This window comes from Caballeronia sp. SBC1, assembly GCF_011493005.1.
Classification (GTDB): domain Bacteria; phylum Pseudomonadota; class Gammaproteobacteria; order Burkholderiales; family Burkholderiaceae; genus Caballeronia.
Genome location: NZ_CP049156.1, coordinates 614,972 through 640,300, shown reverse-complemented (window position 1 = coordinate 640,300; position 25,329 = coordinate 614,972). Strand labels below are relative to the sequence as shown.

At 58.5% G+C, this 25,329-nt stretch carries 15 protein-coding genes; 2 read left to right on the top strand and 13 right to left on the bottom strand.

Annotation, left to right across the window (positions count from 1 at the left end; all coding sequences use genetic code 11):
- Nucleotides 1-453: 453 nt before the first annotated feature.
- The 4 genes from SBC1_RS02785 to edd all read right to left on the bottom strand — a co-directional run bounded on the left by SBC1_RS02785 (nucleotide 454) and on the right by edd (nucleotide 5,041).
- Nucleotides 454-948 carry a gluconokinase gene (locus SBC1_RS02785; protein ID WP_165086480.1) on the bottom strand — a complete coding sequence of 165 codons (495 nt, stop codon included), beginning with the start codon at nucleotides 946-948 and terminating at the stop codon, nucleotides 454-456.
- 10 nt (nucleotides 949-958) lie between these two features.
- Nucleotides 959-2,320, bottom strand: a complete 1,362-nt coding sequence (locus SBC1_RS02780; protein WP_165086477.1) for a GntP family permease — start codon at nucleotides 2,318-2,320, stop codon at nucleotides 959-961.
- 222 nt (nucleotides 2,321-2,542) lie between these two features.
- Nucleotides 2,543-3,178 (bottom strand): bifunctional 4-hydroxy-2-oxoglutarate aldolase/2-dehydro-3-deoxy-phosphogluconate aldolase, encoded by a 636-nt coding sequence (gene eda / locus SBC1_RS02775; protein ID WP_165086475.1) that lies wholly within the window; start codon nucleotides 3,176-3,178, stop codon nucleotides 2,543-2,545.
- Entirely contained in the window at nucleotides 3,179-5,041 is a 1,863-nt protein-coding gene (gene edd / locus SBC1_RS02770) for a phosphogluconate dehydratase (protein ID WP_165086473.1), read from the bottom strand.
- Between the two features lie 284 nt (nucleotides 5,042-5,325).
- On the opposite strand from edd, the gene SBC1_RS02765 reads away from it, so the two are divergent.
- The gene (locus SBC1_RS02765) at nucleotides 5,326-6,171 is read left to right on the top strand and encodes a MurR/RpiR family transcriptional regulator (RefSeq protein ID WP_165086471.1); all 846 of its coding nucleotides are present in this window, start codon (nucleotides 5,326-5,328) and stop codon (nucleotides 6,169-6,171) included.
- Nucleotides 6,172-6,397: 226 nt separating this feature from the next.
- Here the strand turns inward: SBC1_RS02765 and SBC1_RS02760 are convergent, their stop codons facing one another.
- The 4 genes from SBC1_RS02760 to SBC1_RS02745 form a co-directional block, all read right to left on the bottom strand.
- Nucleotides 6,398-10,489: a YadA family autotransporter adhesin gene (locus SBC1_RS02760; protein ID WP_165987208.1), complete on the bottom strand. Its 4,092-nt coding sequence runs from the start codon at nucleotides 10,487-10,489 to the stop codon at nucleotides 6,398-6,400.
- Nucleotides 10,490-11,113: 624 nt separating this feature from the next.
- On the bottom strand, nucleotides 11,114-13,333 hold the full coding sequence (locus tag SBC1_RS02755) for a TolC family protein (RefSeq protein WP_165987206.1): 2,220 nt from the start codon (nucleotides 13,331-13,333) through the stop codon (nucleotides 11,114-11,116).
- A gap of 99 nt (nucleotides 13,334-13,432) precedes the next feature.
- Complete coding sequence (locus SBC1_RS02750) at nucleotides 13,433-14,710, bottom strand: HlyD family type I secretion periplasmic adaptor subunit (protein WP_165086465.1); 1,278 nt, start codon at nucleotides 14,708-14,710, stop codon at nucleotides 13,433-13,435.
- A complete protein-coding gene (locus SBC1_RS02745; protein ID WP_165086462.1) occupies nucleotides 14,707-17,025 on the bottom strand; it encodes a type I secretion system permease/ATPase in 2,319 nt (772 codons plus the stop codon). Before SBC1_RS02745 ends, SBC1_RS02750 begins: the two co-directional genes overlap by 4 nt.
- Before the next feature lie 591 nt (nucleotides 17,026-17,616).
- Here SBC1_RS02745 and SBC1_RS02740 point away from each other — a divergent pair.
- Nucleotides 17,617-18,393, top strand: a complete 777-nt coding sequence (locus tag SBC1_RS02740) for a copper homeostasis protein CutC (protein WP_207958423.1) — start codon at nucleotides 17,617-17,619, stop codon at nucleotides 18,391-18,393.
- 194 nt (nucleotides 18,394-18,587) lie between these two features.
- On the opposite strand, the gene SBC1_RS02735 is transcribed toward SBC1_RS02740, so the two are convergent.
- From SBC1_RS02735 to leuS, 5 genes are all read right to left on the bottom strand, one after another.
- Complete coding sequence (locus tag SBC1_RS02735) at nucleotides 18,588-19,004, bottom strand: CopD family protein (RefSeq protein WP_165086460.1); 417 nt, start codon at nucleotides 19,002-19,004, stop codon at nucleotides 18,588-18,590.
- 30 nt (nucleotides 19,005-19,034) lie between these two features.
- On the bottom strand, nucleotides 19,035-20,312 hold the full coding sequence (locus SBC1_RS02730) for a glutamate-5-semialdehyde dehydrogenase (protein WP_165086457.1): 1,278 nt from the start codon (nucleotides 20,310-20,312) through the stop codon (nucleotides 19,035-19,037).
- A gap of 85 nt (nucleotides 20,313-20,397) precedes the next feature.
- On the bottom strand, nucleotides 20,398-21,522 hold the full coding sequence (gene holA, locus SBC1_RS02725) for a DNA polymerase III subunit delta (RefSeq protein ID WP_165086455.1): 1,125 nt from the start codon (nucleotides 21,520-21,522) through the stop codon (nucleotides 20,398-20,400).
- A 27-nt stretch (nucleotides 21,523-21,549) separates the two neighbouring features.
- Nucleotides 21,550-22,101, bottom strand: a complete 552-nt coding sequence (gene lptE, locus SBC1_RS02720; RefSeq protein ID WP_165093026.1) for an LPS assembly lipoprotein LptE — start codon at nucleotides 22,099-22,101, stop codon at nucleotides 21,550-21,552.
- Between the two features lie 92 nt (nucleotides 22,102-22,193).
- Nucleotides 22,194-24,788, bottom strand: coding sequence for a leucine--tRNA ligase (gene leuS, locus SBC1_RS02715; protein WP_165987203.1), 2,595 nt, complete (start codon nucleotides 24,786-24,788; stop codon nucleotides 22,194-22,196).
- Nucleotides 24,789-25,329 lie beyond the last annotated feature (541 nt).

Sequence of the window (25,329 nt, the reverse complement as noted above, 5' to 3'; positions counted from 1 at the left end):
ATGAAGCCCCAAGGCCGACGATCAGATGACCGGTCGCGCCTAGTAAGCTCGGAAAGCCGCAGGAATAGCGAGTGTGCACATTCCTATCGGGGAGCTCCAATTCTGGCTATCAGGCGAGCGCGGGCCAATTGGAACAATCCTAAATGTCTGAGTCCTTGTGCCGATCTACCACTTACCGCTCAATCTCAAGGACATCGAAACACTCGTTGGCGAGGTGCGAGTGCCGCTAAACCAGTGGGAGACGCAGGTAGGAATATCGGTGAAGAGCCATCTCGAAAACAAGCTTCCGTTTGGACACACTCCGTTTCATCAATGACAAGCGTTGCGATGCTCAAAAAAGATTTAATCGGATCGCACTACTTTTTCAAAAAGCAAAAAGCCGGTTTCGCGTTATGCGAGAACCGGCTTTTTGCTTTTTTGTCATTTACTCATTGGCAGCCTGACTGTTGCCAGTCAGCGTTCCTTCACTTCCTTGAGCACTTGATCCACGATCTGCTCCGGCGTTAAAGCCACATCCACCTCGATAGCTTCATCCGGGCCAGGCGGCTCCAGTGTGTCGAGTTGGCTCTGCAACAGCGCCGGGTCGAAAAAATGCCCCTTGCGGGTCTTGATCCGCTCTTTCAACAGCTCGGGCGATCCCTTCAGATAGACGAATGTCACGTCCTTGTCGCCGTCACGCAGAATGTCCCGATAGACGCGTTTCAGCGCCGAACAGGCATAGACGTGTGTAGTCCCGTCAGCCTGTTTCTCCACAATCGATGCCCGGATCGCTTTCAACCAGGGCCAACGGTCTTCGTCGGTGAGCGGGATGCCCTTGTGCATCTTGTCCTTGTTCGCCTGGCTGTGAAAACTGTCGGCATCGGCGAAATCGCAACCAAGCCGTTTAGCGAGTAACTCGCCTATGGTCGTCTTGCCACAGCCCGATACACCCATCGTAATTAAAATCATGAGAATCTCCTTACACGACCGTCGCGAGTGCGAAGGTCAGTCCTAAACCCATCACCGAAATAATCGTTTCGCACAGCGACCACGTCTTGAACGTCTGGCCGACCGTCATACCGAAATACTCCTTGATCAGCCAGAATCCGCCGTCGTTCACGTGCGAGAAAATCAACGACCCGCAACCCGTTGCCAACACCAGCAGTTCCGGGCTCACCGCGCCGTTCGAGGCGGCCGCGATCGGCGCAACAATGCCGCACGCCGTCGTCATGGCAACCGTCGCTGAACCTGTGGCCAGACGGATGAGTGCCGCGACAAACCAGCCGAGCAGCAACGGCGACAGATGCGCAGCCGACGCCGTCGAGACCAGTTGCTGTGAAATTCCGCTCTCACGCAATACCTGGCCGAAGCCGCCGCCCGCACCCACGATCAGCGTGATCCCCGCTATAGGCGCCAGACACTCGCCGCAGAATTTCTGAATCTGCTCGCGATTGAACCCCCTTGATGCGCCAAAACTCCAGAAGCTGAACAGCACGGCAACCAGCAGCGCCACATCCGATGTCCCGAAAAAGCGCAACACATTGTTCGGCAAGGTCTTGGGCGTCGAGATCAGGTCGGCCCAACTTCCGATCAGCATCAAGATCACCGGCAACAAGATGGTGAACAAGGTGATGCCAAAACCCGGCAACTCACGCGTTTCGTCTTCCTTGCGCGAGTCCACGAACTGCGCGGCGAGCGGATTGTTTTCGGCGAGCTTGATGTGTTTGTGGATCAGCAGCGCAAACAACGGACCCGCCACAATCGCTGTGGGAATCCCGACAATCAAGCCATACGCGATCGTCCGGCCAATGTCCGCGTGATACGCCTGCACGGCGAGCAGTGCAGCGGGGTGAGGCGGGATCAGGCCATGCACGACCGAGAGGCCGGCGACCATAGGCAGCCCGATCAGCAGAAGCGATTTCTTGGTCCGTTTGGCGACGTTGAACGCGATGGGAATCAGCAGGACGAAGCCGACCTCAAAGAAGACCGGCAAGCCGACGATGATCGCAACGCACATCATTGCCCAGTGGATGTACTTCTCACCGAACCAGCCAATCAGGGTGTTGGCAATACGTTCAGCGCCGCCCGATTCCGCCATCATCTTGCCGAGCATGGTACCCAGACCGACAACGATCGCGATGTGTCCGAGCGTGTTGCCATTGCCCGTTTCGAAGGCGCTGACAATCTTGTCCATCGGCATGCCTACGGCAAGGCCAAGCAACAGGGACACAATGATCAGAACAAGGAACGGGTACACCTTGAAGCGCGTGATCAGCAAGATGAGCAACGCGATCGCGATCACCGCGTATGCCAGCAGCATGCTGCCGTGGACTGGCTCCATAAAGTGCCTCCTCAGTTGGTTGACGTTTTTTTTGCGCAGCGCGGTACGTTGCTACCTTTTAACAGCCGCGTTGAAACCGCACGCGCGTTTCAGCGTGACTGACCGGGATTTTACTTGGAGGTTTAGAAACTCGCGCGGGAACTATGTCTAAATGTGAAAAAGCCTCCGCGTGTCGAGCGCGGAGGCCTTCAGTACAGCGACAAAACTACCCAACGCTTGGGCTTAGTGCTGCGTGGGCGCTAACAAGCTGGCCGCACGCGCGAGGCGCGTGACTTCCTCCCAATTTTTCGCAGTCAATGCGGCCTTTGGCGTCAACCACGATCCACCCACGCACACCACGTTCGGCAACGCCAGAAAGTTCGGCGCAGTTTCGGCCGTAATGCCGCCGGTCGGGCAGAATTTCAGGCCGGGGAATGGCCCGTTGAGCGCTTGCAGCATTGACACCCCGCCCGCCTGTTGCGCCGGAAACAGCTTCACGATTTCGTAGCCGAGTTCCATGGCCACAATGATGTCGGTCGGCGTCATCACGCCTGGCAGCAAGGGCAGACCAGCATCGAGCGAAGCCTGGTGGATCTCTTTGGTCAGTCCCGGCGATACCCCGAACTGCGCACCGGCTTTCTTTGCCTGCGCGCAATGTTCGGGACGGGTAATTGTTCCTACACCCACCACAATATCGTCGGCCAGATGGCTTGCGCGCTCGATCGCCTCTAACCCTGCGGCCGTGCGCAGCGTGATCTCAAGCACCTTGACGCCGCCGGCATGCAGCGCGCGCGAGACATTCTCACCCTGCTCGACCGATTCGAATGCAAGCACTGGAATCACTGGCCCCAGACGCACGATTTCGCTAACTGACTTCATTTACTTCTCCTTTACGTGTTGTGGCGCGACTTCACCGACCATTGGGCCGAACACCGACGCGCCCAGTTCTGCCGGCATCGCAGCGTGGCGGAAGACGCCGAACAGCTCACGACCGAATCCCACTTCATTCTCCGCCTGATGCGCCGGCTGTGCGACTGCACGCGCGGCCCACTCGTTTGCGTCGATATCAATATCCAGCACGCCGTTATTTGCATCGATAACAATCATGTCGCCCGTGCGTACCTTGCCCAGCGGGCCCTGCAGCAGCACCTCCGGCGAAATATGGATAACAGCGGGCACTTTCCCGGACGCGCCCGACATACGGCCATCCGTCACCAAAGCCACATGGAAGCCCTGATCCTGCAACACACCCAGAAGGGGCGTCAACCGGTGTAACTCCGGCATGCCGTTCGCGCGCGCGCCCTGGAACCGGACGATCGCCACGAAATCGCGCTTCAGTTCGCCATTGTCGAACGCTTCCTGCACTTCTTCCTGCGACTCGAAAACGATAGCCGGCGCCTTCACATGCCGATGCGCTTGCGCAACCGCCGAGATCTTGATCACGCCGCGGCCAAGCTTGCCCTGCATCAGACGCAAACCGCCATCAGGTGCGAACGGCTCCTTGTGGCTGCGAAGAACCTGGGTGTCGTGGCTGGTTTCGGGGCCATCGATCCATTGCAACTTGCCGTCGATAAGTTTCGGTTCGCGTGTGTAATGGCCGAGGCCCTCGCCCGCGACGGTCTTTACGTCTTCGTGGAGCAGACCTGCGCTCAGCAAATCGCGCACCAGATAGGCAATGCCGCCCGCCGCGTGAAAATGGTTCACGTCAGCCTTGCCATTCGGGTAAATACGCGCAACGAGCGGCACGGATTGCGAGAGTTCATCGAAATCGTTCCAGTCGATCATGATTCCCGCCGCACGAGCAATCGCGACCAGATGCAGCGTGTGATTCGTTGAGCCACCCGTGGCGAGCAGCGCAACAATGCCGTTCACAATCGCTTTTTCATCGACGACCCGGCCAATCGGCGTGTAGTTGCCGCGCTCGACCGTCAGCTCCAGCACGCGCTTCGCGGCTTCGGCGGTCAACGCGTCACGCAACGGCGTGTGCGGGTGGATGAACGCAGATCCAGGAAGATGCAAGCCCATGACTTCCATCAACATCTGGTTGCTGTTGGCCGTGCCATAGAACGTACAGGTGCCATGGCCGTGATACGCGGCGGCTTCCGCTTCAAGCAACGCTTCGCGATTGCAGGCGCCGGTTGCAAACTGCTGGCGGACTTTGGCTTTGTCGTCGTTGGTGAGGCCGCTCGTCATTGGGCCAGCCGGCACGAAAATGGTCGGCAGATGACCGAATTGCAGAGCGCCGATCAGCAAGCCGGGAACAATCTTGTCGCAGATGCCGAGGCACAGCGCAGCGTCGAACATATTGTGCGTGAGCGCGACGGCCGTGCTCATCGCAATGACTTCGCGCGAAAACAATGACAGCTCCATTCCAGCATTGCCCTGCGTGACACCATCGCACATGGCCGGAACGCCGCCCGCGAATTGCGCCACGCCGCCTGCTTCGCGCGCCGCGTGCTTGATGATGTCGGGGTAATTCTTGAATGGCGCGTGAGCCGACAGCATCTCGTTGTAAGACGAAACAATGCCGATGTTCGGTTCGCGGACGGCCTTGATCGAAATTTTTTCCTGACCTTCCATGCCGGCAAAACCGTGCGCGAGATTGGCGCAGGAAAGCGCGCCACGCGCTGGAAAATGACCTTGCGCGCCATCGATACGGGCCAGATACGCTGCGCGCGTCGGTTTGCTGCGCTCAATGACGCGCCGGGTGACGTGGTTCAGATGCGAATGCGGGGATGCCATCGAAACTCCTTCGCCTCGTTGCGGCACGCGGCCGGCGGCGGGATTGGGCAAGTACGTGGGTGGGTGAACGGCTTCTACATAAAGCTTGAGTGTATCGGCGTTAATTTTAGTAGAAAAACTACATTTCCACCATCTGGAAAACCCTTATATCTACTATTTCGCCACTCCATAAGGCAAAAAGCGAATCGAACTCATCAAGTTGCCTGCATCTCGATTTGGTAGTTTTTGTACATTTCAATAGATCAGCTATAGTCCGTGCAACTCCAGCATAGGCGAGATTCACGATGTTGCTGTCCCAAGTAAAAGCGATGCGCGACCAGTTGCGCCCCTCCGAGCGCAAGCTCGCGGATTACGTCATTGACGCGCCGCGCGAAGTGCTCGATCTCGCAATGACCGATTTCGCAACACGTGCAGGCGTGAGTCAGCCAACTATTGCGCGGTTTTGCCAGGCACTCGGCTTTTCAGGGTTTCGCGAATTCAAGATCCGGCTGGCGCAAAGCATCGCATCCGATGTCCCGGCGCCGGCCGTGTTCCGCGATGTTCGTGCCGACGAGCCGGCTGCCGGCGTCGCGGCGAAGGTGCTGGACCGCACCATCGGCGCTCTGTTGCAGGTGCGCAATAGCTTGTCATCGGATAGCGTGGCCGCGGCGATTGCATTGCTTGCCGATGCACGGCGGATCGAGTTTTACGGCGCGGGCGGCTCGGGCATTGCCGCACTCGACGTGCAGCACAAATTTTTCCGGCTTGGCGTGCCGAGCGTGGCTTACTCCGACCCCCACACCTATACGACATCGGCGGCTTTATTGGGCCCTGGGGATGTCGTCGTGGTCATCTCGAATACCGGGCGCACCCGGGACATACTCGACGCAGTGCAGTCGGCGCTTGACGCCGGCGCAAAGGTCATTGCAATTACCCATGGCAGTTCGCCGCTGGCACGTAAAGCCAGCATCGGCTTGTTTGCGAACGTGGATGAAGACACCGACATTTTCTCGCCGATGACATCGCGCGTATCGCATCTGGCGATAGGCGATATTTTGGCGGTGGGGGTGGCGCTGGCGCGTGGGCCGGAATTCGCGGAGCGATTGGCTGAAGCGAAGGGCGTGCTGGATCGACGACGCGTGGGGAATTAGACAAGCGGGCGTCGTCGAGCGACTTTTCAAGCTCTCAAGCCGCGTCACGCCTGCCTGACAAGGCTCTTGTCACGAAGCTGTTTTCCATACGAAAAAAGCGGGTTCCTCCGAAGAAGAACCCGCTTTAAGTACAGCTTTAACTACTAGTACATCAAAAAACCTGCAAGACCGATCCTTCGAGAAACCCGGCTCTTTCGAACCGGATTTCTCTCAGATCAGATCCCGATTACCACTGGTACGAAGCACCAGCACCAACCGTCGTACCAGCTGCCGACCAACCCGCGCCCACGCGCACCTTGATGTTCTGCGTGATACGAGCCGTACCGCCAATGGCCGTTGCTGCGTAGCCCTGGAACGTACCGCCACCAATACCAAGCGACAGCGTCTTGTTCGCATCGACGTCCGGAATCATCGTCAGCGCAGTGGCTGCCGCAATACCGCTATACGCCTTGCGAGCAATACCGCCCACCGCCGAGTTCATCTGGTTCAGGTTGACTGCGTCCGTACCCTGCGTACCAGCTGCAACGTTCGTGATCTGACGTTGCTGATCGGCGGAACCGACCGACACGCTGTTGTCACGATCAGCGACCGAGTTTGCACCCAGTGCCACTGCGCTATTAGCCGGAGCCGTAGCGCCGTTACCGATGGCGATCGAGTCTGTGCCCGACGCACCGGCGTTGCCGCCGATTGCGATCGTGCCGCTACCGACCACGATCGAACTTGTGCCGGTCACCGTGTTGCCTGAACCAATGGATACGGAGTTCAAACCGCCGCCCTTACCGTCGTCGAGGATGTACGAGTCCGCACCAATGACGGTGGAGTTCGCCGTCTCGGCCGTTACGTTCTTACCAACAGCGAGGCTGCCGTCTGCGGTCACCTGAGCATTCACGCCAATGGCCGTCGAGCTCGCGCCGTTGACAATTGAACCGTAGCCCATCCCAACCGACCTATAGCCGACCGAATTGACGTTGGAGCCAATCGCCACTGATTGATCGCCCGTCGAGCTGTTACCCAGACCGATAGAGATTGAATCTGTGCCAATTGCCGTGTTGCTGTTGGTACCGATCTTGTCCGAGGTGCCAACCGCAATGAAATCCGACAGAACCGGCGTCGGCGTAGCCGTCAACAAATTACGTGTTGCCATCACCTTCTGCGTGCTGACCATTTGCTTCGACACGCTGTCCGCGATCAAGTCTTCGACCTGACCCAGGTTCACGGCGTCGTTATCGCCCACACCGTCCGCGACGTTGATCAGCCTGCGTGCGGTCGCCGTTGTACCAAAGGAGACCGTGTTGTCCATGTTGGTCGACGATCCCACGCCGATTGCTACCGAGTTGATAGCGGTAGTCATCTGCCCGAGGTTGACCGCGTCGGTGTTGGTTGTACCTGCTGCAACGTTCACGACCTTGCGTTCGGTGCCCACGCCGCCAACGGATACAACATTGCTTTGCGTTCCGTCACTGCCATTACCGAGGATGATGCTGTTGGTGCCACTGACCTTCGTATTGTTACTACCAATAACGTAGGAATTTGCACCGGTTACCGTGTTGCCGCTACCAAGGACGAACGAACCCGTTGCCGTGGCTGTCTTGATCAAGTTGTTGTTGCCGATCACGACCGAACCATCGGCGAAGACTGACGACTGGTTGCCCAGCACGATCGACTGCTTGCCTCCTGAGAAAGAGGTCTTACCAATCGAGACCGAGCGGTCGTTAGAGGCCAATGAACCTGTGCCGATTGCAATGCCATCCGTCCCATCACCGTCGACCATGGCGTTGTTACCCATCGCCAGGCCACCGTCAGCTACAGCCTGGGCGCGCGTACCGAACGAAGCCGCCGCGTTGCCGTTTGCAATGGTCATATAACCGACCGAGACAGATTCGACGTTCGTCGAGTTGACGTTCGAACCGATTGCGACCGAGGAGTCACCCGTTGCGTGCACGTTCAACCCCATCGCAATGGAGTCGGTACCGATAGCTTCAATGGCCGCCAACTGTTCCGTCGGTCCAATGCGGATGACGTCGTTCAGCGTGAACGTCGGTGAAACCAAGCCAACGCCTACCGATGACGCACCCAGGAGACCTGTTTGGCGCGTTGCCGAAACCATCTGCTTCGGGGTGCTTTGTACGACTTGTTGAACGTTCTTGGTGCTCGCATCCTCGAACATTTGCGTTACCTGGCCCAGCGTAACAGCGTCCGTGTCACCGGTGCCATCGGCCACGTTGATCAGTCGGCGCTCCTTGCCAACGCCACCGATCGAAACGGTATTTGCCTGATTCGTGCTCGAGTTGACGCCAATAGCGACGGAGTTGATTGCCGATGCCCGTGCGTTAAGACCGAACGCGAGCGACTGGTTGGCAGTTGCGAAGGAGTTGCCGCCAATTGCCATTGAATCGGTGCCGGTCGCTTGTGACTGTGCAGCGGTGCTCGGTCCGAAATTGATGTACCGCAGCTTGTCGACAACGCCGGACAGACCGTTCGTTGCAGCGTTCATCTGCGCAACGTTCACTGCGTCAGTGTTCGCCGTGCCGGCCGCCACTCCAGTCAACTTCACCGGTGCCGCGGCAGTACCGAGTGCTACTGACGTGAGGGTCGCGTCGGTGTAGTGAACTGCCAGCGGATCCGTACCGCCGCCAGAGCCAGCCGCCGCATTCAAGGCCGAATCAAGCGTGGTGTAGGCCTTGCTGTTAATGGTGTAGGTCGGCGCACTAATCTTGCCGTCCGCGCCCATCGTGGAGCCGCCGCCCAGTGCCGAAGCTGCGCTCGAAGCGACTGCTGCGAGTTGTGAACCGTTGACTGCGTCACGGCTTGAGGCCGAGATTGCACCGTTTTGCAAGTTCGTGATCTTCGCGCCAACCGTGCCATTGCCCAGCGACACTGCCGTCTTCGTCGTATCCGTGTAAGCCACGAATGCGTTGGTGACCACGCCGCTCGTGCCGATCGTTGCGCCCATCGCCTTCAATTGCGCCACGTTCGTTGCGTCGGTGTCAGCCGTACCTGCGATGACCTTGTGGATCTGCGCGCCATTCGAACCAGCCAGCGTGATCGAATCTTTCGCCGTTGTGTCATACGTCACCAACGGGTTGGTGACTGCGCCGCTCGTGCCGATATTCAGTCCCGCTGCGGTCAACTGACCAACGTTCACTGCGTCAGTTGCTGCCGCGCCTGCTGCTACGTTGGTGATCTTGCGTTCGCCGCCAACCTTGCCAACCGACACGGTATTCGAGACGTCAGCCACGGAGCCTTGGCCCAGTGCTACTGAGTTGAAAGCCGACGAGCTTGCGCCAACGCCAAGAGCGACCGACTGTGAGCCGGTCGCAGAGGCTTGATAGCCGATTGCAGTTGCGAAGGCAGTCGTGGGGCTGCCAGCAACGCTGCGCGTTCCGATAGCTACGGACGAGTCACTCGCGGAAGCGTATGCGCCAACTCCCAAGCTGTCCGAGCCGGTTGCTTTGGCGGTGTTATCCGCTCCTGCAGCGGTGATTTTGCCCTGCGCGAGATACGGATTAGCCACGCCCTGGGTGCTAATCGTGTTCACGACCGTTTGCAGGTTCGTGACGCTTTGATTCGTTGAGGCGAGTTGCGAGCCGTTGACCACGTCGGTGCTCGACGCATCCAGGCTGCCAGCCGCCACATTGACGATTTTGCGCTCGTTGCCCGCCTTACCAACCGATATGGTATTCGATACGTCAGCCAACGAGCCCTGGCCCAAAGCTACCGAGTTGTAACCCGACGAGCTTGCGCCAACGCCAAGAGCGACCGACTGTGAGGCGGTCGCAGAGGCTTGGTAGCCGATTGCGGTTGCGAATGCAGCCGTCGGACCCGCGCCAGCAAGGCTGCGTGTCCCGATAGCAACGGAACTGTCGTTCGCAGATGCGTATGCGCCGACTGCCAGGCTGTCTGCACCGCTCACCACAGCACTGTTATCTGCGCCTACGTTGGTGATTTTGCCCTGCGCGAGATACGCACTACCGGTCACCACAGGTACCACAGGGTCGGTCGCGCCGAGCAATTGCGCACCCAGCAGATGCGGCAGCGACGGCGTGCTGACGACGTTCGCGGACGCGTCCGAATCAGCGCTCGAGGGGACGCCGTCTGCAACAGCGACGGTCGCGCTCTTGTCTTGCACGTTGGCGTCGTCAGCCATGGCTGCACCAGCGCCGGCCAAGCTCATGCCGCCTACCGCGATTTGCGTCAGGATCGCCTTTGAAAGCGCTGTCTTCGCGCGCTTGCTCTTGCTACGGCCAGTTGCGAGTTCGGAAACAGCAACCCAAGCTCCGGTCGACTCGTTCCAAACAGATTTGTATGACTTGTTCATGCTATGTAAATACCTTTACAAAAATTAGAAAATAGCCTTGCGGCTCGGAACAGAGATCGATCACCATCTTTTTCAAGATGCTTAATCTTTTTTGCCGCTTCCGCGTAACGCTCGGCATTTATGCTTGACCCAGCCTCTTTCTACCGAAGCACTGAAACCGGGTTACGAAAAGACCGGTACCGTGACCGCAGACGAACTATAGGTTTGGAATGGACGTGACTTAATGCGAAAACTCCTAATTTGAGTTTCGCCAAACTATTTCTTGATTCTCAGATGAATGGAATCAGATGAACGATTACTTTTAAAGACGGCCCTTGACCCTCTGGGCCTTGCTGATAAAGGATTACGAGAGAAATGCCAAGATTTTTTTTTAGACCCGAACAGTATTTAGGATTATTCTTATGTTGGCGTCTTGTTGCATCTCAACAACCGCATTTTGACGAAACAGATAAGCACAAACCTATCTCATTAAAGAATTTTTAATCCGCCCAACTATTTAACAATTATCAAATGAAAAAAGCCACCCGATATTCGATATCGAGTGGCTTTCGGACAAACTAAGATTTTTCTTAATATCAAATCGGCAATAAGATGTTTCTTATAAAAGGAATTTTTCTGTCTCAGTTAAGTCCGCTGCAACCATTCCCCCAACGTGCCATTATTGAGATGAATTTTAAGAACTGACTGATAAGAATCGAACTGAGTGGTGACCTCACTCACCTGGTTGTTATAAAAGTCGCTTTCCGCTGACAGTACGTCCAGCAACGTCCGACGATTAAGGTGATACCACTGCTCGAAAAACTGCTTGCGAACAAGATCGGTTTCCCCTGAAAGCTGGCCGTACATCTGCGCCCGCTCGGCGAGCGCTATAGCATCCCGATGAGCGTCGCGGACCTTGAACTCCGAATCGAGCTCGAGCTGATCGCGCTTGTCACTGCTCGACGAAGCCCGGGACAACGCAGCGCGCTCGGCAGCGCGCTGCGAGCCACCCTGGAACGGCGTCCAGGAGAGCTGCAACATAGTCGACCATGGCTGGCGATTGCCAAACACGTCAGAGGCCGTATTCTTGTTGATGACCCAGTTCAGCTTGGGCAATCCGTCCGCGCGCACAGCCTGGGCGCTCAGCTTCGCAGCGGCCGCTTCAGCACCCGCTTGTGCGATGGCGGGATTCTGCGCGACGGCGGCGACAGCATCGTCCAGGCCGTCAAGTTGAAGCTGCCAGTGTGTGCCGGCCGGCATAGGCGTGGGCTCATCGCCCACTAGTTTGTGGACCGCGAGCTGCAGGGCACGCACTTGTGCCGCGACCGTCTGCTGCGATGTCTGTGCCTGCAATAGTCGAGACTTCGCCTGGGTCAGCTCGCTGAGGCGACCCGGATCGACCTTGACGATCTCCTCCAGCATCTCCACAAGTTGCTTCATGCGCTTGACGTAACTCTCGCCAATCACATAGATGGCCCTAAATTTCGTCAACTCAACCAGGTTCGATGAAACGTCGTAAGCATTCTGCTGCGACACCGTCTGGAAGTACAACTCTGTTGCTTCGGCCGTCTTCGTGCGGCTAGCAATGTTCTTGCTTGTCTTGCCCCAGTCATAAATCAATGTCGTAACTGCGATGCTCGCGGTCGGGCGGTTGTACTGGTTAAAGCTCGCACTGTCGCCCGTGATGCTTGGCGTATTCGCGCCTACCTGCACTTGCGGATAACGCTGGCCTTTAACCTGATCGATGTCCGCCTTGGCCGCATCCCAATCGGCCTGCGCCTGCCGTATCGTCGCACTTCGGGCTGCCGCCGCGTCGGCAGCGTTTCGCAACGCTGCACGGACAGCCTGTTCAGGCACCACTGCTACGTTGGCACGGGTGCGGAAACTGGATCCATCGTCCAGCCACTCGGAGAAGCCCGTGTCCAGCGAACGAACATTGCGCTGGCCGCGACGGTTCATCGAGGACGCGCTACTCGCGAGGGCCGCGGAGTAAGCGTCCCCGTTTTGCCTGTCTGTTTTTGCACCAACGGGCAAGTTCGTCTGCTGGCCTGTGCCATCGCGCAAGGCGTTTGACCTGCCGGAAGCCGATGACGACGCGGCAAGCTCATCATCCATATGCGTCACCGCGCCGGTCGCGAGTGATCCACGCAATGACTGCAAGTCAGCCTTTATGTTCGGCACCCGCGCTGCGACAGACACAACAGGTGGGCCGGACGCGTAAGGACCGTCGCCGTCACCGTTAAGCCTTGGCGTTGGCCTTGGCACAGTCGCCGGCGTTTCAACCGATTCAAGCCGAAGCGGTGTAGCCGGACCCGCTGCAACGAGGCCCAGTGGCCGTTCCGGCATCGAGCCCTTTAGCGGGGCCGCAGCCATGGCGGAAGCGGTCGAGAGGGGCACTGGTGCCTGGTATGGCAAAGGGCGCACCGCTGCGATCGGCCATTCCGCCGTGTCGATAAACTGGGCACGAGCCGGCGCACGGTCAGCCGCTAAGAGGCCGTTTGGGAAAACCTCAGCCTGCTGTGCCTGCTGTGCCTGCTGTGCCTGCTGTGCCTGCTGTGCCTGCTGCGCTTGCTGAGCCTGCTGTGCCTGCTGAGCTTGCTGAGCTTGCTGAGCTTGCTGAGCTTGCTGAGCTTGCTGAGCTTGCTGAGCTTGCTGAGCTTGCTGAGCTTGCTGAGCTTGCTGAGCTTGCTGAGCTTGCTGAGCTTGCTGAGCTTGCCGTGCGCGTTCGGCGCGTTCAGCGAGGCGGGCCTGTTGGGACTGCGGGACCCAATCGAGTTCATCGATTGCCGATTTTGCATGCGCCTCCGGAACTCCGAACGCAAGCGTGACGACACCGGTTCCGACCAGGACTCCCAAGGCGGACACAATCGTCCGTCGTGGGGCTGGTCCGTACGATTGTGCGACCGTAGCCTCAATCTCAGCACAGCCTGACTGTGCGGTTTTTGTTCGTGTAGACATATCGATTTATCTCTCGCGGAATGCTTCACGCGATTTGAAAATCGGCTTCAGCAAGTAAGACAGAACAGTTTTTTCGCCGGTTCTAATTTCGACGTTACCCGTCATGCCAGGAATGATCGGCAAGTGTTTCCCAGCCGCGACAAGTTCGCTTTTGTCGGTGAGGACCTGGACGCGGTAATAAATCGCGTCACCTTTGCCTGGCACAGCTTTTTCATCTACAAGCGTGTCCGGGCTAACGTCAATCACGTGCCCTTTAAGGCCGCCATAGATGCCAAAGTCGTAGGCCGAGATCTTCACCATTGCGGGCAAACCAGGATGAATGAACGCTACGTCTTGCGGCTTGATGTGAGCTTCCACGATCAGCTGATCCGCGTAAGGAACGATGCTCATGATCTGCGCGCCCGGCTGAATCACGCCGCCGATAGTGGTCACGCGAATATCCTTGATGGTTCCCTTGACCGGGGCCACCAGCGTCGTGCGTTCAACCACGTCGGCACGGCCCACAAGATTTTCCTTGGTCTGCGAGAGTTCGAGTTCGAGGCGCGACAATTCGTCGTTGGCATCGGCCTGAAACTTGTTGCGACGATCCACAATTTGCGACTGCAGGTCATTTGCGCTTCGCTTCATGCGCAATACTTCGGTTTCCGAAATAAGACCGCGTGCGGCTAGCGGCTCCGTCATGTTGATTTCGTCCATTGCGAGCGTGTAGCTTCGTTGCAGCGATGCGACCGAGTCTTCCAGCGACCGACGCCGCGCCTGATATGCCTGGGTTTCGCTCAGCGTGACGGCCGTGTCCTTCTGGATATCAGCGGGAAACAGCAACGGGGTGTGGTTTGCTTCGGCACGCAAGCGCGCGACTCGCGCTACCAGACCCACCCACTTCGAATGTCCTTCCGCGTAGGACGAGTCGGCACGCTTCGGGTCGATGTTCAACAGCACCTGGCCTTTCTGGACAATATCGCCTTCCTTCACACGCATATCGGCGAGAATGCCTCCTTCCAGGCTTTGGATAAGCTGTTCACGGCGAACCGGAACCACTTTCCCTTGCCCTTGCGTGACTTCCTCGACCTTCGCGAACTTCGCCCAGATCACGCCGCCGATCATCACGGCCGCGACAAGGTAGAGCATGATCATCGTGCCAGGGATCGATTGCGCGAGAAGCGATTCGCGCAAGTCATTCATATAGGCGGTATGAGCCGGGTGAATTCTGGGCGCCGCGTTCTTCCTGCGGCCACCGGGCGTCAGCGAACGAAGCAGACGATGTAATTTAGTAAATAGTTTCATGACGCATCCTTCGTGACGCTTTGCGCCTGAGTATCAGAATGTTGTGCAGAAGTAACGGCCGGCCCAGACGTGCCACGCAACGCAGCGAGCACTTCTTCCTTCGGGCCGTCAGTGACGACGCGGCCGCCGTCAATGACGATGATCCGGTCGACCAGTTGCAGCAGGGACGGCCTGTGGGTCACCACGACCAGCGTCGTACCTTGCGTGGCCTCGTTAAGATGGGTGATAAAAGCGGCTTCCGTCTGCGTATCCATCGCGCTGGTCGGCTCGTCCATCAACATGAGTTTCGGACGGGCGATCAGGGAGCGTGCAAGCGCGACGAGTTGCTTCTGGCCACCCGACAGGCCGTCGCCGTTCTCTCCAATCGGCAAGTTCCAGCCATGCGGATTATCCGCGGCGATCGCATCTAGCCCAGTTAGTTTTCCTACACGAAGTAGTTCGTGAATGCTCGCGTCAGGGCGTCCGAGCATGACGTTTTCACGCAGCGAGCCGTAGAACAGGCGGCTGTCCTGCGATACGTAACCCACATTGGCGCGCCAGTCGGCGGGGTCGATCTGCTTGATGTCGATGCCGTCGCAGAAGACCTGTCCGCTAGTCGGACGATATAGATTCGACATCACGCGCAGCAACGACGATTTTCCGCTACCGACCCGGCCGAGAATCGCAACACGATCACCGGCATTGATCTTGACGTTGATGTCCTTCAGGAACTCGGGCGGCTTCATGCCACTCGGCGAGGGATAGTGAAAACCCACGCGCTTCAGTTCAATCGCACCGCTAATGGAGGGATTGTTGAGATATTCAACTTCCGGATCATGTTCGACTGGCTTCTTCATCAGGGCGCTGAGCGAGTCAAGCGCGGCCTTCGCCTGTTGAAAACGCACGGCGAGACCGGCAACCTGAGCAAGCGGGGCGAGTGCGCGCGAAGCCAGAATCACCGAGCCGATCAACGCGCCCTGGGTCAGCTTGCCATCGGCAATCAGATACACACCGAAAACCACGATCATCACTGTCTCGAACTGCGTGATCCACGACACGAAGTTCATCGCCAGGGCGGAGAGACGTTTGGACTTCATCGAGGTATCAGAGGCTTTAGCTGAAAACAGCTCCCAGCGTTCCTGCATGTAGCGCTCGCCGCCTGTGGCCTTGAGCGTTTCAATGCCCTCGACGGTTTCAATCAGCACGCCCTGCTTCAACGACGACTCACGCAGGTTTTCTTTCATCACCTTCTTGAGCGGCCACTGAATCATGAGGCTCACGCCAATGATCACGGGGATCAACAAAAGCGGGATAAAGCCTAGCTGCCCGCCAATCATGAAGATCACCGCTACGTACAAGAGGGTGAAAGGCAGATCGGAAACAGTGGCCAGCGTGGCAGACGCAACAAAGTCGCGCACCGACTCGAATTCCCTCAATTGATTGGCGAACGATCCAGACGACGCCGGCTTGTGTTCCATGCGGATAGCCAGCGCTTTCCTGAACAACATCGCGCCCATGATCAAGTCGGCTTTCTTGCCTGCAACATCGAGCACATGCGCGCGGACATTACGCGATATGAACTCGAACAGCATCGCAATGGACACCCCGATAGCCAGCGACCAGAGCGTCGTAAATGCCTGGTTCGGCACCACTCTGTCATAGACGTTCATGGTGAAAAAAGTACCGGCGAGTGCCAGGACGTTGATGAGCAGCGCACCCAGTGCGGCGCTCCAGTAGTACCGGCGAAAACGCCACAACGTGCTCAAAAGCCAGTGACCGTCGTTCGCCGGCTCCGCCTTGCCTGCACGTTCGTCAACACGGCCGACCGGCTTTACCAGCATCGCATAGCCGGTATAGTTCGCCTTCAGTTGACTTACGCCGATGGATACAATCTTCGATCCCGATTCCGGAAGCACGACGAGATAAGCCGCTTCCATTTCGTCGACTTCGGGCTGTGCGCCTTCCTTGATTTCGGACGCAGGCTTGATGACCTTGACGTCCTTAGGAGACCGGCCGATCAAGATCATGCCACCGTGATCCTTGCGGAACAGCACGACCGGCAATAGCATCTGGGAAACTTCGTTTGGCTGGCGCTCTATAATTCCCGCGGTAAATCCAGCTTGTTCAATAGCGAGTTGCGCCTGCTTGGGCGAAATAAACCGCCCGGTGGGCAGGCCAGCGAGCATCGACGCTTCGCTGGTTGGCCTGCCGTGGTAAGCGGCCATCCAGACGAGACTTTTCAGCAGCGTGTCGTCCACTTTTACCGATACGGGCAACGCCTCTGCGCCGTCGTCCGGTCGATTAGGCGCGAAGGCGCCCGATACTTCATTTTTCATGGCTTTTGACTTTTGAGGGTCCGGCCTGAGCAAATACTCCGGCCGGTCGGGTTGAACGTGGCTGTGGAGACGACTCGATCCGCTTTCGTCGCGCAGTGCAATTTTTAGCGCGAGCATTATCTGCAACGCATTGCATGTCGCAAATCGGAAAGGTCCTAAATACACCTAGGAATGAAGCCTCATCTACAGCAAAGCGCATGAACTACATGCGATGAATAGATTCTCGTTGCACGGTCTTAGGGAAACCATGAGAAGCGTCCTAATTCACCGAACCACGGATTCCCGCCGGAGATTCCGTTTAAAAACATATGGATTCCGAAATTAAATGAAAATAAGCGGTGAAATAACTATGCTTGAAGGACATGCCTCATCAACTGCGACAAGGTGCTCAAGCGATTCAGAGCTTGCTGAAGACCGGCAACATGGCGCCGGGCAGCCCGCGAGTGCCGGTAGTTCGTTGGAGATTCTGTGCCACTTCTCGGAACGCTTATTTTCATTGCGCGCAGTGACTAAACAGTCCACATCCGCGCAGCTACTTGATCCGTGGGTGGTTTAAGCTGAAGGCCGTGCATCAACCTGGAAAACCTCTCCGTGCTCAAACCCCCTGTTCTGCTTGAAATCTGTGCGGGATCTGTTACCTCATGTCTAGCGGCGCAAGAAGGCGGCGCGGGCCGTGTCGAATTTTGCGACAACCTGCTGGAGGGCGGCACCACACCTTCTTACGGCGCCATCGCCAGCGCGCGGGACCAGCTGCGGATCTTGTTAAACGTAATCATCCGGCCACGCGGCGGTGACTTTCTGTACTCAAATGTCGAATTTGACGTGATGAAGCGGGACATCCTCGCCTGCAAGAAGCTCGGTGTCGACGGCGTAGTGATCGGGCTGCTCACCGCCGACGGCGATATTGACGTGCCGCGCACCAAGCATCTGGTTGAGCTGGCCATGCCCATGCCGGCCACCTTCCACCGCGCGTTTGACGTCGCACGTGATCCGTTTAAAGCGTTGGAAGACGTCATTGTCACCGGCTGCAACCGCCTGCTCACATCCGGCCAGGAAGCCAGCGCGGCGGATGGCGCCGAACTGATCAGCAAACTGCGTGAGGCCGCGGGGGAACGACTGGTGATCATGCCGGGCGCGGGGGTGCGGCTGAACAATATTGCACAACTGGTCTCTGAAACCGGCTGCGTCGAATATCACACTTCCGGACGGGTGCCCTTCGCCAGCAACATGCGCTACCGCAATGAACGTATAAAAATGGGTGGCCCGGGGCAGGATGAATACGCGATCGTGGAGACTTCGGCTGACCTGGTCAGACAGATCATCGCCGAGGCGAATGAAGCGTGGGAACAAGTGGGCCGAGTAGATTGAGCGCGCAGCAGCTTGGGTTCGGTGCGCCCATATCCCGAAGCAAATTCCGGCACCACGGTGACCGTGCGGACCCTCTCTGCAGGAACTCGATCCCGAACGCGGCAAATCGCGGCAAATACGTGCGTTTAGTCCAGATGCAAAAACGCCGGCACTTGGTGGCCGGCATTTCTGTTACTGCAACACGCTGATGAGATTCAGAACGGCTTGATCACAACCAATAAGGTCGCGCCAAGCAAGCCCAGAACCGGCAACTCGTTGAACATTCTGTACCACTTGTCCGAGCGCTTGTTCTCACCACGCGCGAACGTACGCAGCAAAACGCCGCAATACGCATGATAAATAATGATCAGGACAACTATGCCGAGCTTGGCATGCATCCACCCCTGACCTTGCCCAATCCCTACAACCAAGAACAGCCACAGGCCGCACGCCAGCGCCGGCACCGCGATGAACGTCATGAACCGAAACAGCTTGCGCGCCATGACAAGCAAGCGGGCGGTGGCCGCCGGCTCGGTTTCCATCGCGAGATTCACAAAAATGCGCGGCAGGTAGAACAGGCCAGCAAACCACGAGGCCACTAATACTATATGCAGCGATTTGATCCAGAGCATCGGGGGTGTTTTCTCGCTTATTGGCGTGCTTTATTGACGTACTTCACCGTGGCCTAACACCACGTATTTCAACGATGTCAAACCGTCCAGTCCAACCGGTCCGCGCGCGTGCAACTTGTCGTTCGAGATGCCGATCTCCGCACCAAGGCCAAATTCGAAACCATCGGCGAAACGCGTCGATGCATTGACCATCACGCTCGCTGAATCGACTTCGCGAAGAAAGCGCATGGCGCGGTCGTGGTCTTCCGTGACAATGGCGTCAGTGTGATTCGAACTGAAGGTGTTGATGTGCTCGATAGCTTCGTCCAACCCTTCCACCAGCTTGATCGACAAGATGGGCGCGAGGTATTCCGTGCTCCAGTCGGCATCGGTGGCGTCGGTAAGCGGTCCTTCGAACGCTGCTGCTTCAAGAACAGCCCGCGCGGCGCCGTCAACGCGCAGCTCCACGTCCTTGGCCACGAACTCGCGTGCGAACATGGGTAACGCCTCGGCCGCGATGCCTTTGGCGATCAACAGCGTTTCCATGGTGTTGCAGGTACCGTACCGATGCGTCTTGGCGTTGTCGCACACGTTGAACGCTTTCACGAGGTCAGCGCGATCGTCCACGTAGACGTGGCAGATGCCATCGAGATGCTTGATCATCGGCACGCGCGCCTCTTCCATGAGCCGCGCAATCAGGCCCTTGCCGCCGCGCGGGACGATCACATCGACGAACTCGGTCATGGTGATCAACTTGCCCACCGCCGCGCGGTCGGCCGTGGAGACAACTTGCACCGCGTCTTGCGGCAAGCTGGCTGCCTCTAATCCCTCACCGATCAATTTCGCCAGCGCCGCGTTGCATTCCAGCGCCTCGGAACCGCCGCGCAGAATGGCCGCGTTGCCCGACTTCAGACACAGCGCGGCGGCGTCGATAGTCACATTCGGCCGCGACTCATAAATGATGCCAATCACACCAAGCGGCACGCGCATTTGCCCGACCTGAATCCCGCTCGGCCGATATTTCAAACCGCTTATTTCACCAATGGGATCGGCCAGCGCGGCGACTTGCCGCAAACCTTCGATCATGGTGTTCAGGGCTTTATCGGAGAGCGTCAGGCGGTCGATGAACGCCGCGTCATGGCCTTTGTCGCGGGCGCGGGCGAGATCCCGCGCGTTCGCGTCCTTCAACGCAGCGCGCTCACGTTCAATAGCGTTCGCTATGGCTTCGAGGGCGGCATTCTTCGCAGCCGTCGATGCACGCGCCATCGCGCGTGAAGCCCGGCGCGCGCGGCGGCCGAGGTCGGTCATGTATTCGTCGATGTGGGTCATCGTCATTCTCTTGGGGTTCGTTCGGCGCTTGATCGGACGCGGTGTTCGGCTTTCGTCGCCGAAGAACATCGATTTTAAGCCGTTGTCAGGCCGGGCGCTTGCCAGCGGGCGTTGGCGGAGTGCCGGGCACTTTGCCCTGCAGCGGACTGCCCGACGACGCGACGGTCATCGCGAGCTCGAACATGCCGTCCCATGGATTGGGCGGCGGATCTCCGGGGTTCGTGCTGCCTCGCGGACCACCGCCGCCGGACAGGCCTTTAACTTGCCGATCCAGCTTCGCCGCCAGCGACAACGCCTTTTCAAGCGCCGCCTCGGTCACGCGCGAGAGTGCAGGCCCGATCAGACGTTCGCGCGGCCCCCAGACACGGTTCTCGCGCAACAGCGTGGCGAGCGGCTTGCCCGCTGCGACACCGCGTTTCATTCGCAGCAACGTACGTATTTCTTCGACGAGCGCCCAGATCACGAGCGTCCCGGCTTCGCCCTCGCCTTTCAGGCCGTCGAGCATGCGCGTCAGACGCCCGACGTCGCCGGTCAGCATGGCTTCGTTGAGCTTGAACACGTCGTAGCGCGCGACGTTGAGAACGGCGTCGTGGATCTGTTCAAACGTGAGCACGCCCGCCGGATGCAAAAGCCCAAGCTTCAGGATTTCCTGATGCGCGGCGAGCAAATTGCCTTCCACCCGTTCCGCGATGAACACCAGCGCGCGCCGCCCGTCTTCGCCCGGCGCGACACGCTGGTTTTGCGCGCTCAGCCGCTGCCCGATCCACATGGGCAACTGCGCGCGTTCAACCGGGTCGATTTTCATCATCACGCCCGGCCCGCTCAACGCGGTGAACCACGCGGACTTTTGCGTAGCGGCGTCGAGCCGCGGCAAGGTGATGAGCGTGAGAACGTCGGGGTTATCGGCGCCGGCCAGCGTTTTCAGCGCCTCGCCGCCTTCCTTGCCGGGCTTGCCCGTGGGAATGCGCAACTCGACCAGTTGGCGGTCGCCGAAGAGCGACATCGACTGGCTCGCACCGAGCAGCGAACTCCAGTCGAAGTAACGATCGACTACAAACACCGAGCGGTCCGTGAAACCCTGCGCCCGGGCGCTCGCGCGAATCTTGTCGCACGCTTCCTGCGCGAGCAGATGCTCGTCGCCATAAACGACGTACAAGCCTTTCAGCCCTTTCGCGAGGTGCGCGTCGAGCGCGTCGAGTCGAAGTTGCATGGTTTGTGGCGTGGCGTGTTTGTGCGCTTAGAGCGGCGGCACAGGCAACGGTGCACGTGGCGCAATACCCGGTAGCGCTTCATTCGGCGCCGGATGCAGCGAACGCACGACAGCAAGCCGGCGCGTCAGTTGGTCCACGGCGTCGAACTGCATGTCGCGATACAGCGTCTGCGCTTCAATACCCTTCGCCAGCGTGTACTGATCGCTATACGTCAGCGCACGATTCAGCGAAATCACGCTAGGCGGAATCAGCAAGGTACCGTCGGCACCCACCATTGAGTAAGTCAGGTTGTAGTCGAGTTCGTACTCCTGCACGACACCTTGCGCATTCAGGCTCAAGGTCTTCATGCCGGTGCCGCCGCCCAGAGTAAGGACAGCGTCGGGCTTTTCGGTCGCCTTGACGACCACGGTGTCGCTGCCGCCTTCCACCACGCGCTGGAGGCGTCCGAGCATTTCCGGCGAGCCCCCGACAATGGCGAGGCGCTTGAACGCGTAGTCCTGCTGGCCACGCAACTGGAAACCGCATGCGGACAACAGCACCGCGCTGCACGCAAGCGTCAGGAGCGAGCGCCGGCTGATCGCGCGCTTCGTCTTCGTGTTCGTCAAACTTGGGCTGACAGCGTCCCTGCTCACAACGTCCTCCAGGATTTTCACGGCGCGCGGTCTCTGGCTCATACGACCACGTTCACCAGTCGGCCCGGCACCACGACGACCTTCTTCGGCGCGCGCCCTTCCGAAAACTTCTCGAACATCTCGTGCGCAATCGCAGCCTTTTCGATGTCTTCACGCGACGCGTCCTTCGCCACGGTCAGCGTTCCGCGCATCTTGCCGTTGACCTGCAGCACCAGTTCGATTTCCGACTGTTCGAGCGCACTTTCGTCCACTTTCGGCCAGGATGCATCGAGCAGCCCGCCATGCAGATCGGCGTAACCGAGTTCCTGCCACAACTGGAACGTGATGTGCGGCACGACCGGGTACAGAACGCGCAGCAACACGCTGAAGGTCTCGTTGAGAACAGCGGGCGTTGCGTCCTTTGCACTATCCACGGCGTTCAGCATTTTCATGGCCGCCGAGACCACCGTGTTGTACTGCAAGCGGCCGTAGTCGAAATCGGCCTGCTTCAGGATGGTGTAGATCTCGCGGCGCAGTGTGCGGTCGGAGTCGTTCAGCTTCGATTTATCGAGCTTCGCGTGTGTTTTAAGCACCTCCGCGCGGCCATGCGCGAGTTGCCACACGCGGCGCAGGAAGCGGCTCGCGCCTTCCACGCCAGTGCCCGACCACTCGAGCGACTGTTCGGGCGGCGCGGCGAACATGACAAACAGGCGAGCTGTGTCCGCGCCGTAGGCATCGATCAGCAATTGCGGATCGACGCCGTTGTTCTTCGACTTCGACATCTTCTCCACGCCGCCAATCACCACCGGCTTGCCGTCGGCATTCAGCACCGCGCCGACCGGGCGGCCTTTGTCGTCGTGCGAGACGGTCACGTCGGCCGGGTTGATCCACGTCTTCTTGCCCGCAGCATCTTCGCGGAAGTAGGTCTCGTTCAGCACCATGCCCTGCGTGAGCAGGTTCTTCGCCGGCTCGCCGAACTTGACCAGACCCAGGTCGCGCATGACCTTAGTCCAGAAACGCGAGTACAAAAGGTGCAAAATTGCGTGCTCGATCCCACCGATGTACTGGTCCATCGGCATCCAGTAATCCGTGCGTTCGTCGACCATCGTCGTAGCGTCCGGCGCGGCATAACGCGAGAAATACCAGGCCGAGTCGACGAACGTGTCCATGGTGTCCGTTTCGCGCTTTGCCGGCGCGCCGCACTTCGGGCACGTGCAATTCACGAACGCTTCAGACTTGGCGAGCGGATTACCCGTGCCGTCCGGCACCAGGTCTTCCGGCAACACGACCGGCAAATCCGCTTCCGGCACCGGCACGTCGCCGCACGTGGCGCAATGGATGATCGGGATCGGCGTGCCCCAGTAGCGCTGGCGGGAAATTCCCCAGTCGCGCAGACGCCACGTGACTTGTTTGTCGCCGAGATTCTGCGCTTTGAGGTCAGCCGCGATAGCAGTGGTCGCTTCTTCGAAATTAAGGCCGTCGTACTTGCCGCTGTTGATGAGTACGCCGCCTTCCTTGTTGCCGTACCACTCTTCCCACGCGTCCGTACTGTAGGTCTTGCCTTCAATCGCGACCACTTGCTTGATCGGCAGCGAATATTTCTTCGCGAATGCGAAATCGCGTTCGTCGTGGGACGGCACGCCCATGACCGCGCCTTCGCCATAGCTCATCAGCACGTAATTGCCGACCCACACTTCGACTTTTTCGTGCGTCAGCGGATGCGTGACGAAAAAGCCCGTGGGCATGCCCTTCTTTTCCATCGTCGCGACGTCGGCTTCGGCCACGCCGCCACGTTTGCATTCCTCGATGAACGCCTGCAAATCCGTGTTATCGCGGGCAAGGCGCGTTGCCAGCGGATGTTCCGCGGCGACGGCGGCGAAGGTCACGCCCATGATGGTGTCGGCGCGCGTGGTGAAAACGCGCAGCAATTTGCTTTCGCCGTCGATCTCGTACGGGAAGCCGAAATTCACGCCGAAGCTCTTGCCGATCCAGTTCTGCTGCATCACCTTCACGCGCTCGGGCCAGCCGAGGCCTTCCAGATCGCCCAGCAGCTGATCCGCGTAGTCCGTGATGCGCATGTAATACATCGGGATCTCGCGCTTTTCCACCAGCGCGCCCGAACGCCAACCGCGCCCGTCAATCACCTGTTCGTTCGCGAGCACGGTCTGGTCTTCCGGGTCCCAGTTCACTGTCCCGGTCTTTTTATACGCAATGCCCTTTTCCAGCATCTTCAGGAACAGCCACTGATTCCACTTGTAGTACTCAGGCTTGCACGACGCAATTTCGCGCGACCAGTCGATAGCCAAGCCCATCGACTGCATCTGCTTCTTCATGTAGTCGATGTTGTCGTACGTCCACTTTGCCGGCGGCACGTTGTTTGCCATCGCGGCGTTTTCCGCGGGCATGCCGAACGCGTCCCAGCCCATGGGCATCAGCACGTTGTGGCCGTTCATGCGCAGGAACCGGTACATCACGTCATTGATGGTGTAGTTGCGCACGTGCCCCATGTGCAGCTTGCCCGACGGGTACGGCAGCATGGAGACGCAGTAGAACTTTGGCTTGTCGCTGGTTTCGGTCGACCGGTAGACGTCTTTCGCGCGCCAGTCGCTTTGCGCTGCGGATTCGACGTCGGCGGGTACGTATTTATCTTGCATGGTCTTTTGGCTTTTGCTGACGCTAGTAGATGCGTTTGGGTGTGCTTTTCGCGGTTTTTGCTCGATCAGACACTACCCACGGGTAACGCACGATTATACCGTCTGACGCGTACGAGGCCGCCAAGGGCGGTTGGCTTTCGACTCTGTAGGAACTCTGCAGGAAGGCTGACAGGCATTTTCCGGGTGATCGGACCCCGCGCGCGACGCCGTTGCTTTGGTCGCCGGGAAAGTCGCTCAAACGGGTATGTCCCGGATGGCGGACATTCGCCACGAGTCTTTTCGTCCCAATGCGGGGGGATTAACTGGCGCCAGCTTCCGTGGATCCCGTCAGTTTGAAACCGCGCTTCATGCTTCCCGGCCCGTCGCTCCTACGGAAGTGAAATGCACTATGTTCCTGTTGGAAGTTGACGAGACGGGATCGATACGACGATTGTATTGGCAAGGGGTAGAGGCAACACCCAGCTAACGAAAATTCACATGACGCATTCCTTCCAGCAGACGTGTGCAACGTACGGGCGCAAGAACAACACCTTGGAAACGA

Excerpts from the sequence above, each read along its gene's own strand:
- SBC1_RS02750 (WP_165086465.1), bottom strand. The coding sequence starts at position 14,710 with ATGAAACTATTTACTAAATTACATCGTCTGCTTCGTTCGCTGACGCCC.
- leuS (WP_165987203.1), bottom strand. The coding sequence starts at position 24,788 with ATGCAAGATAAATACGTACCCGCCGACGTCGAATCCGCAGCGCAAAGC.
- eda (WP_165086475.1), bottom strand. The coding sequence starts at position 3,178 with ATGAAGTCAGTTAGCGAAATCGTGCGTCTGGGGCCAGTGATTCCAGTG.
- SBC1_RS02745 (WP_165086462.1), bottom strand. The coding sequence starts at position 17,025 with ATGAAAAATGAAGTATCGGGCGCCTTCGCGCCTAATCGACCGGACGAC.
- edd (WP_165086473.1), bottom strand. The coding sequence starts at position 5,041 with ATGGCATCCCCGCATTCGCATCTGAACCACGTCACCCGGCGCGTCATT.
- SBC1_RS02735 (WP_165086460.1), bottom strand. The coding sequence starts at position 19,004 with ATGCTCTGGATCAAATCGCTGCATATAGTATTAGTGGCCTCGTGGTTT.
- SBC1_RS02780 (WP_165086477.1), bottom strand. The coding sequence starts at position 2,320 with ATGGAGCCAGTCCACGGCAGCATGCTGCTGGCATACGCGGTGATCGCG.
- SBC1_RS02760 (WP_165987208.1), bottom strand. The coding sequence starts at position 10,489 with ATGAACAAGTCATACAAATCTGTTTGGAACGAGTCGACCGGAGCTTGG.
- SBC1_RS02785 (WP_165086480.1), bottom strand. The coding sequence starts at position 948 with ATGATTTTAATTACGATGGGTGTATCGGGCTGTGGCAAGACGACCATA.
- SBC1_RS02730 (WP_165086457.1), bottom strand. The coding sequence starts at position 20,312 with ATGACCCACATCGACGAATACATGACCGACCTCGGCCGCCGCGCGCGC.
- holA (WP_165086455.1), bottom strand. The coding sequence starts at position 21,522 with ATGCAACTTCGACTCGACGCGCTCGACGCGCACCTCGCGAAAGGGCTG.
- SBC1_RS02765 (WP_165086471.1), top strand. The coding sequence starts at position 5,326 with ATGTTGCTGTCCCAAGTAAAAGCGATGCGCGACCAGTTGCGCCCCTCC.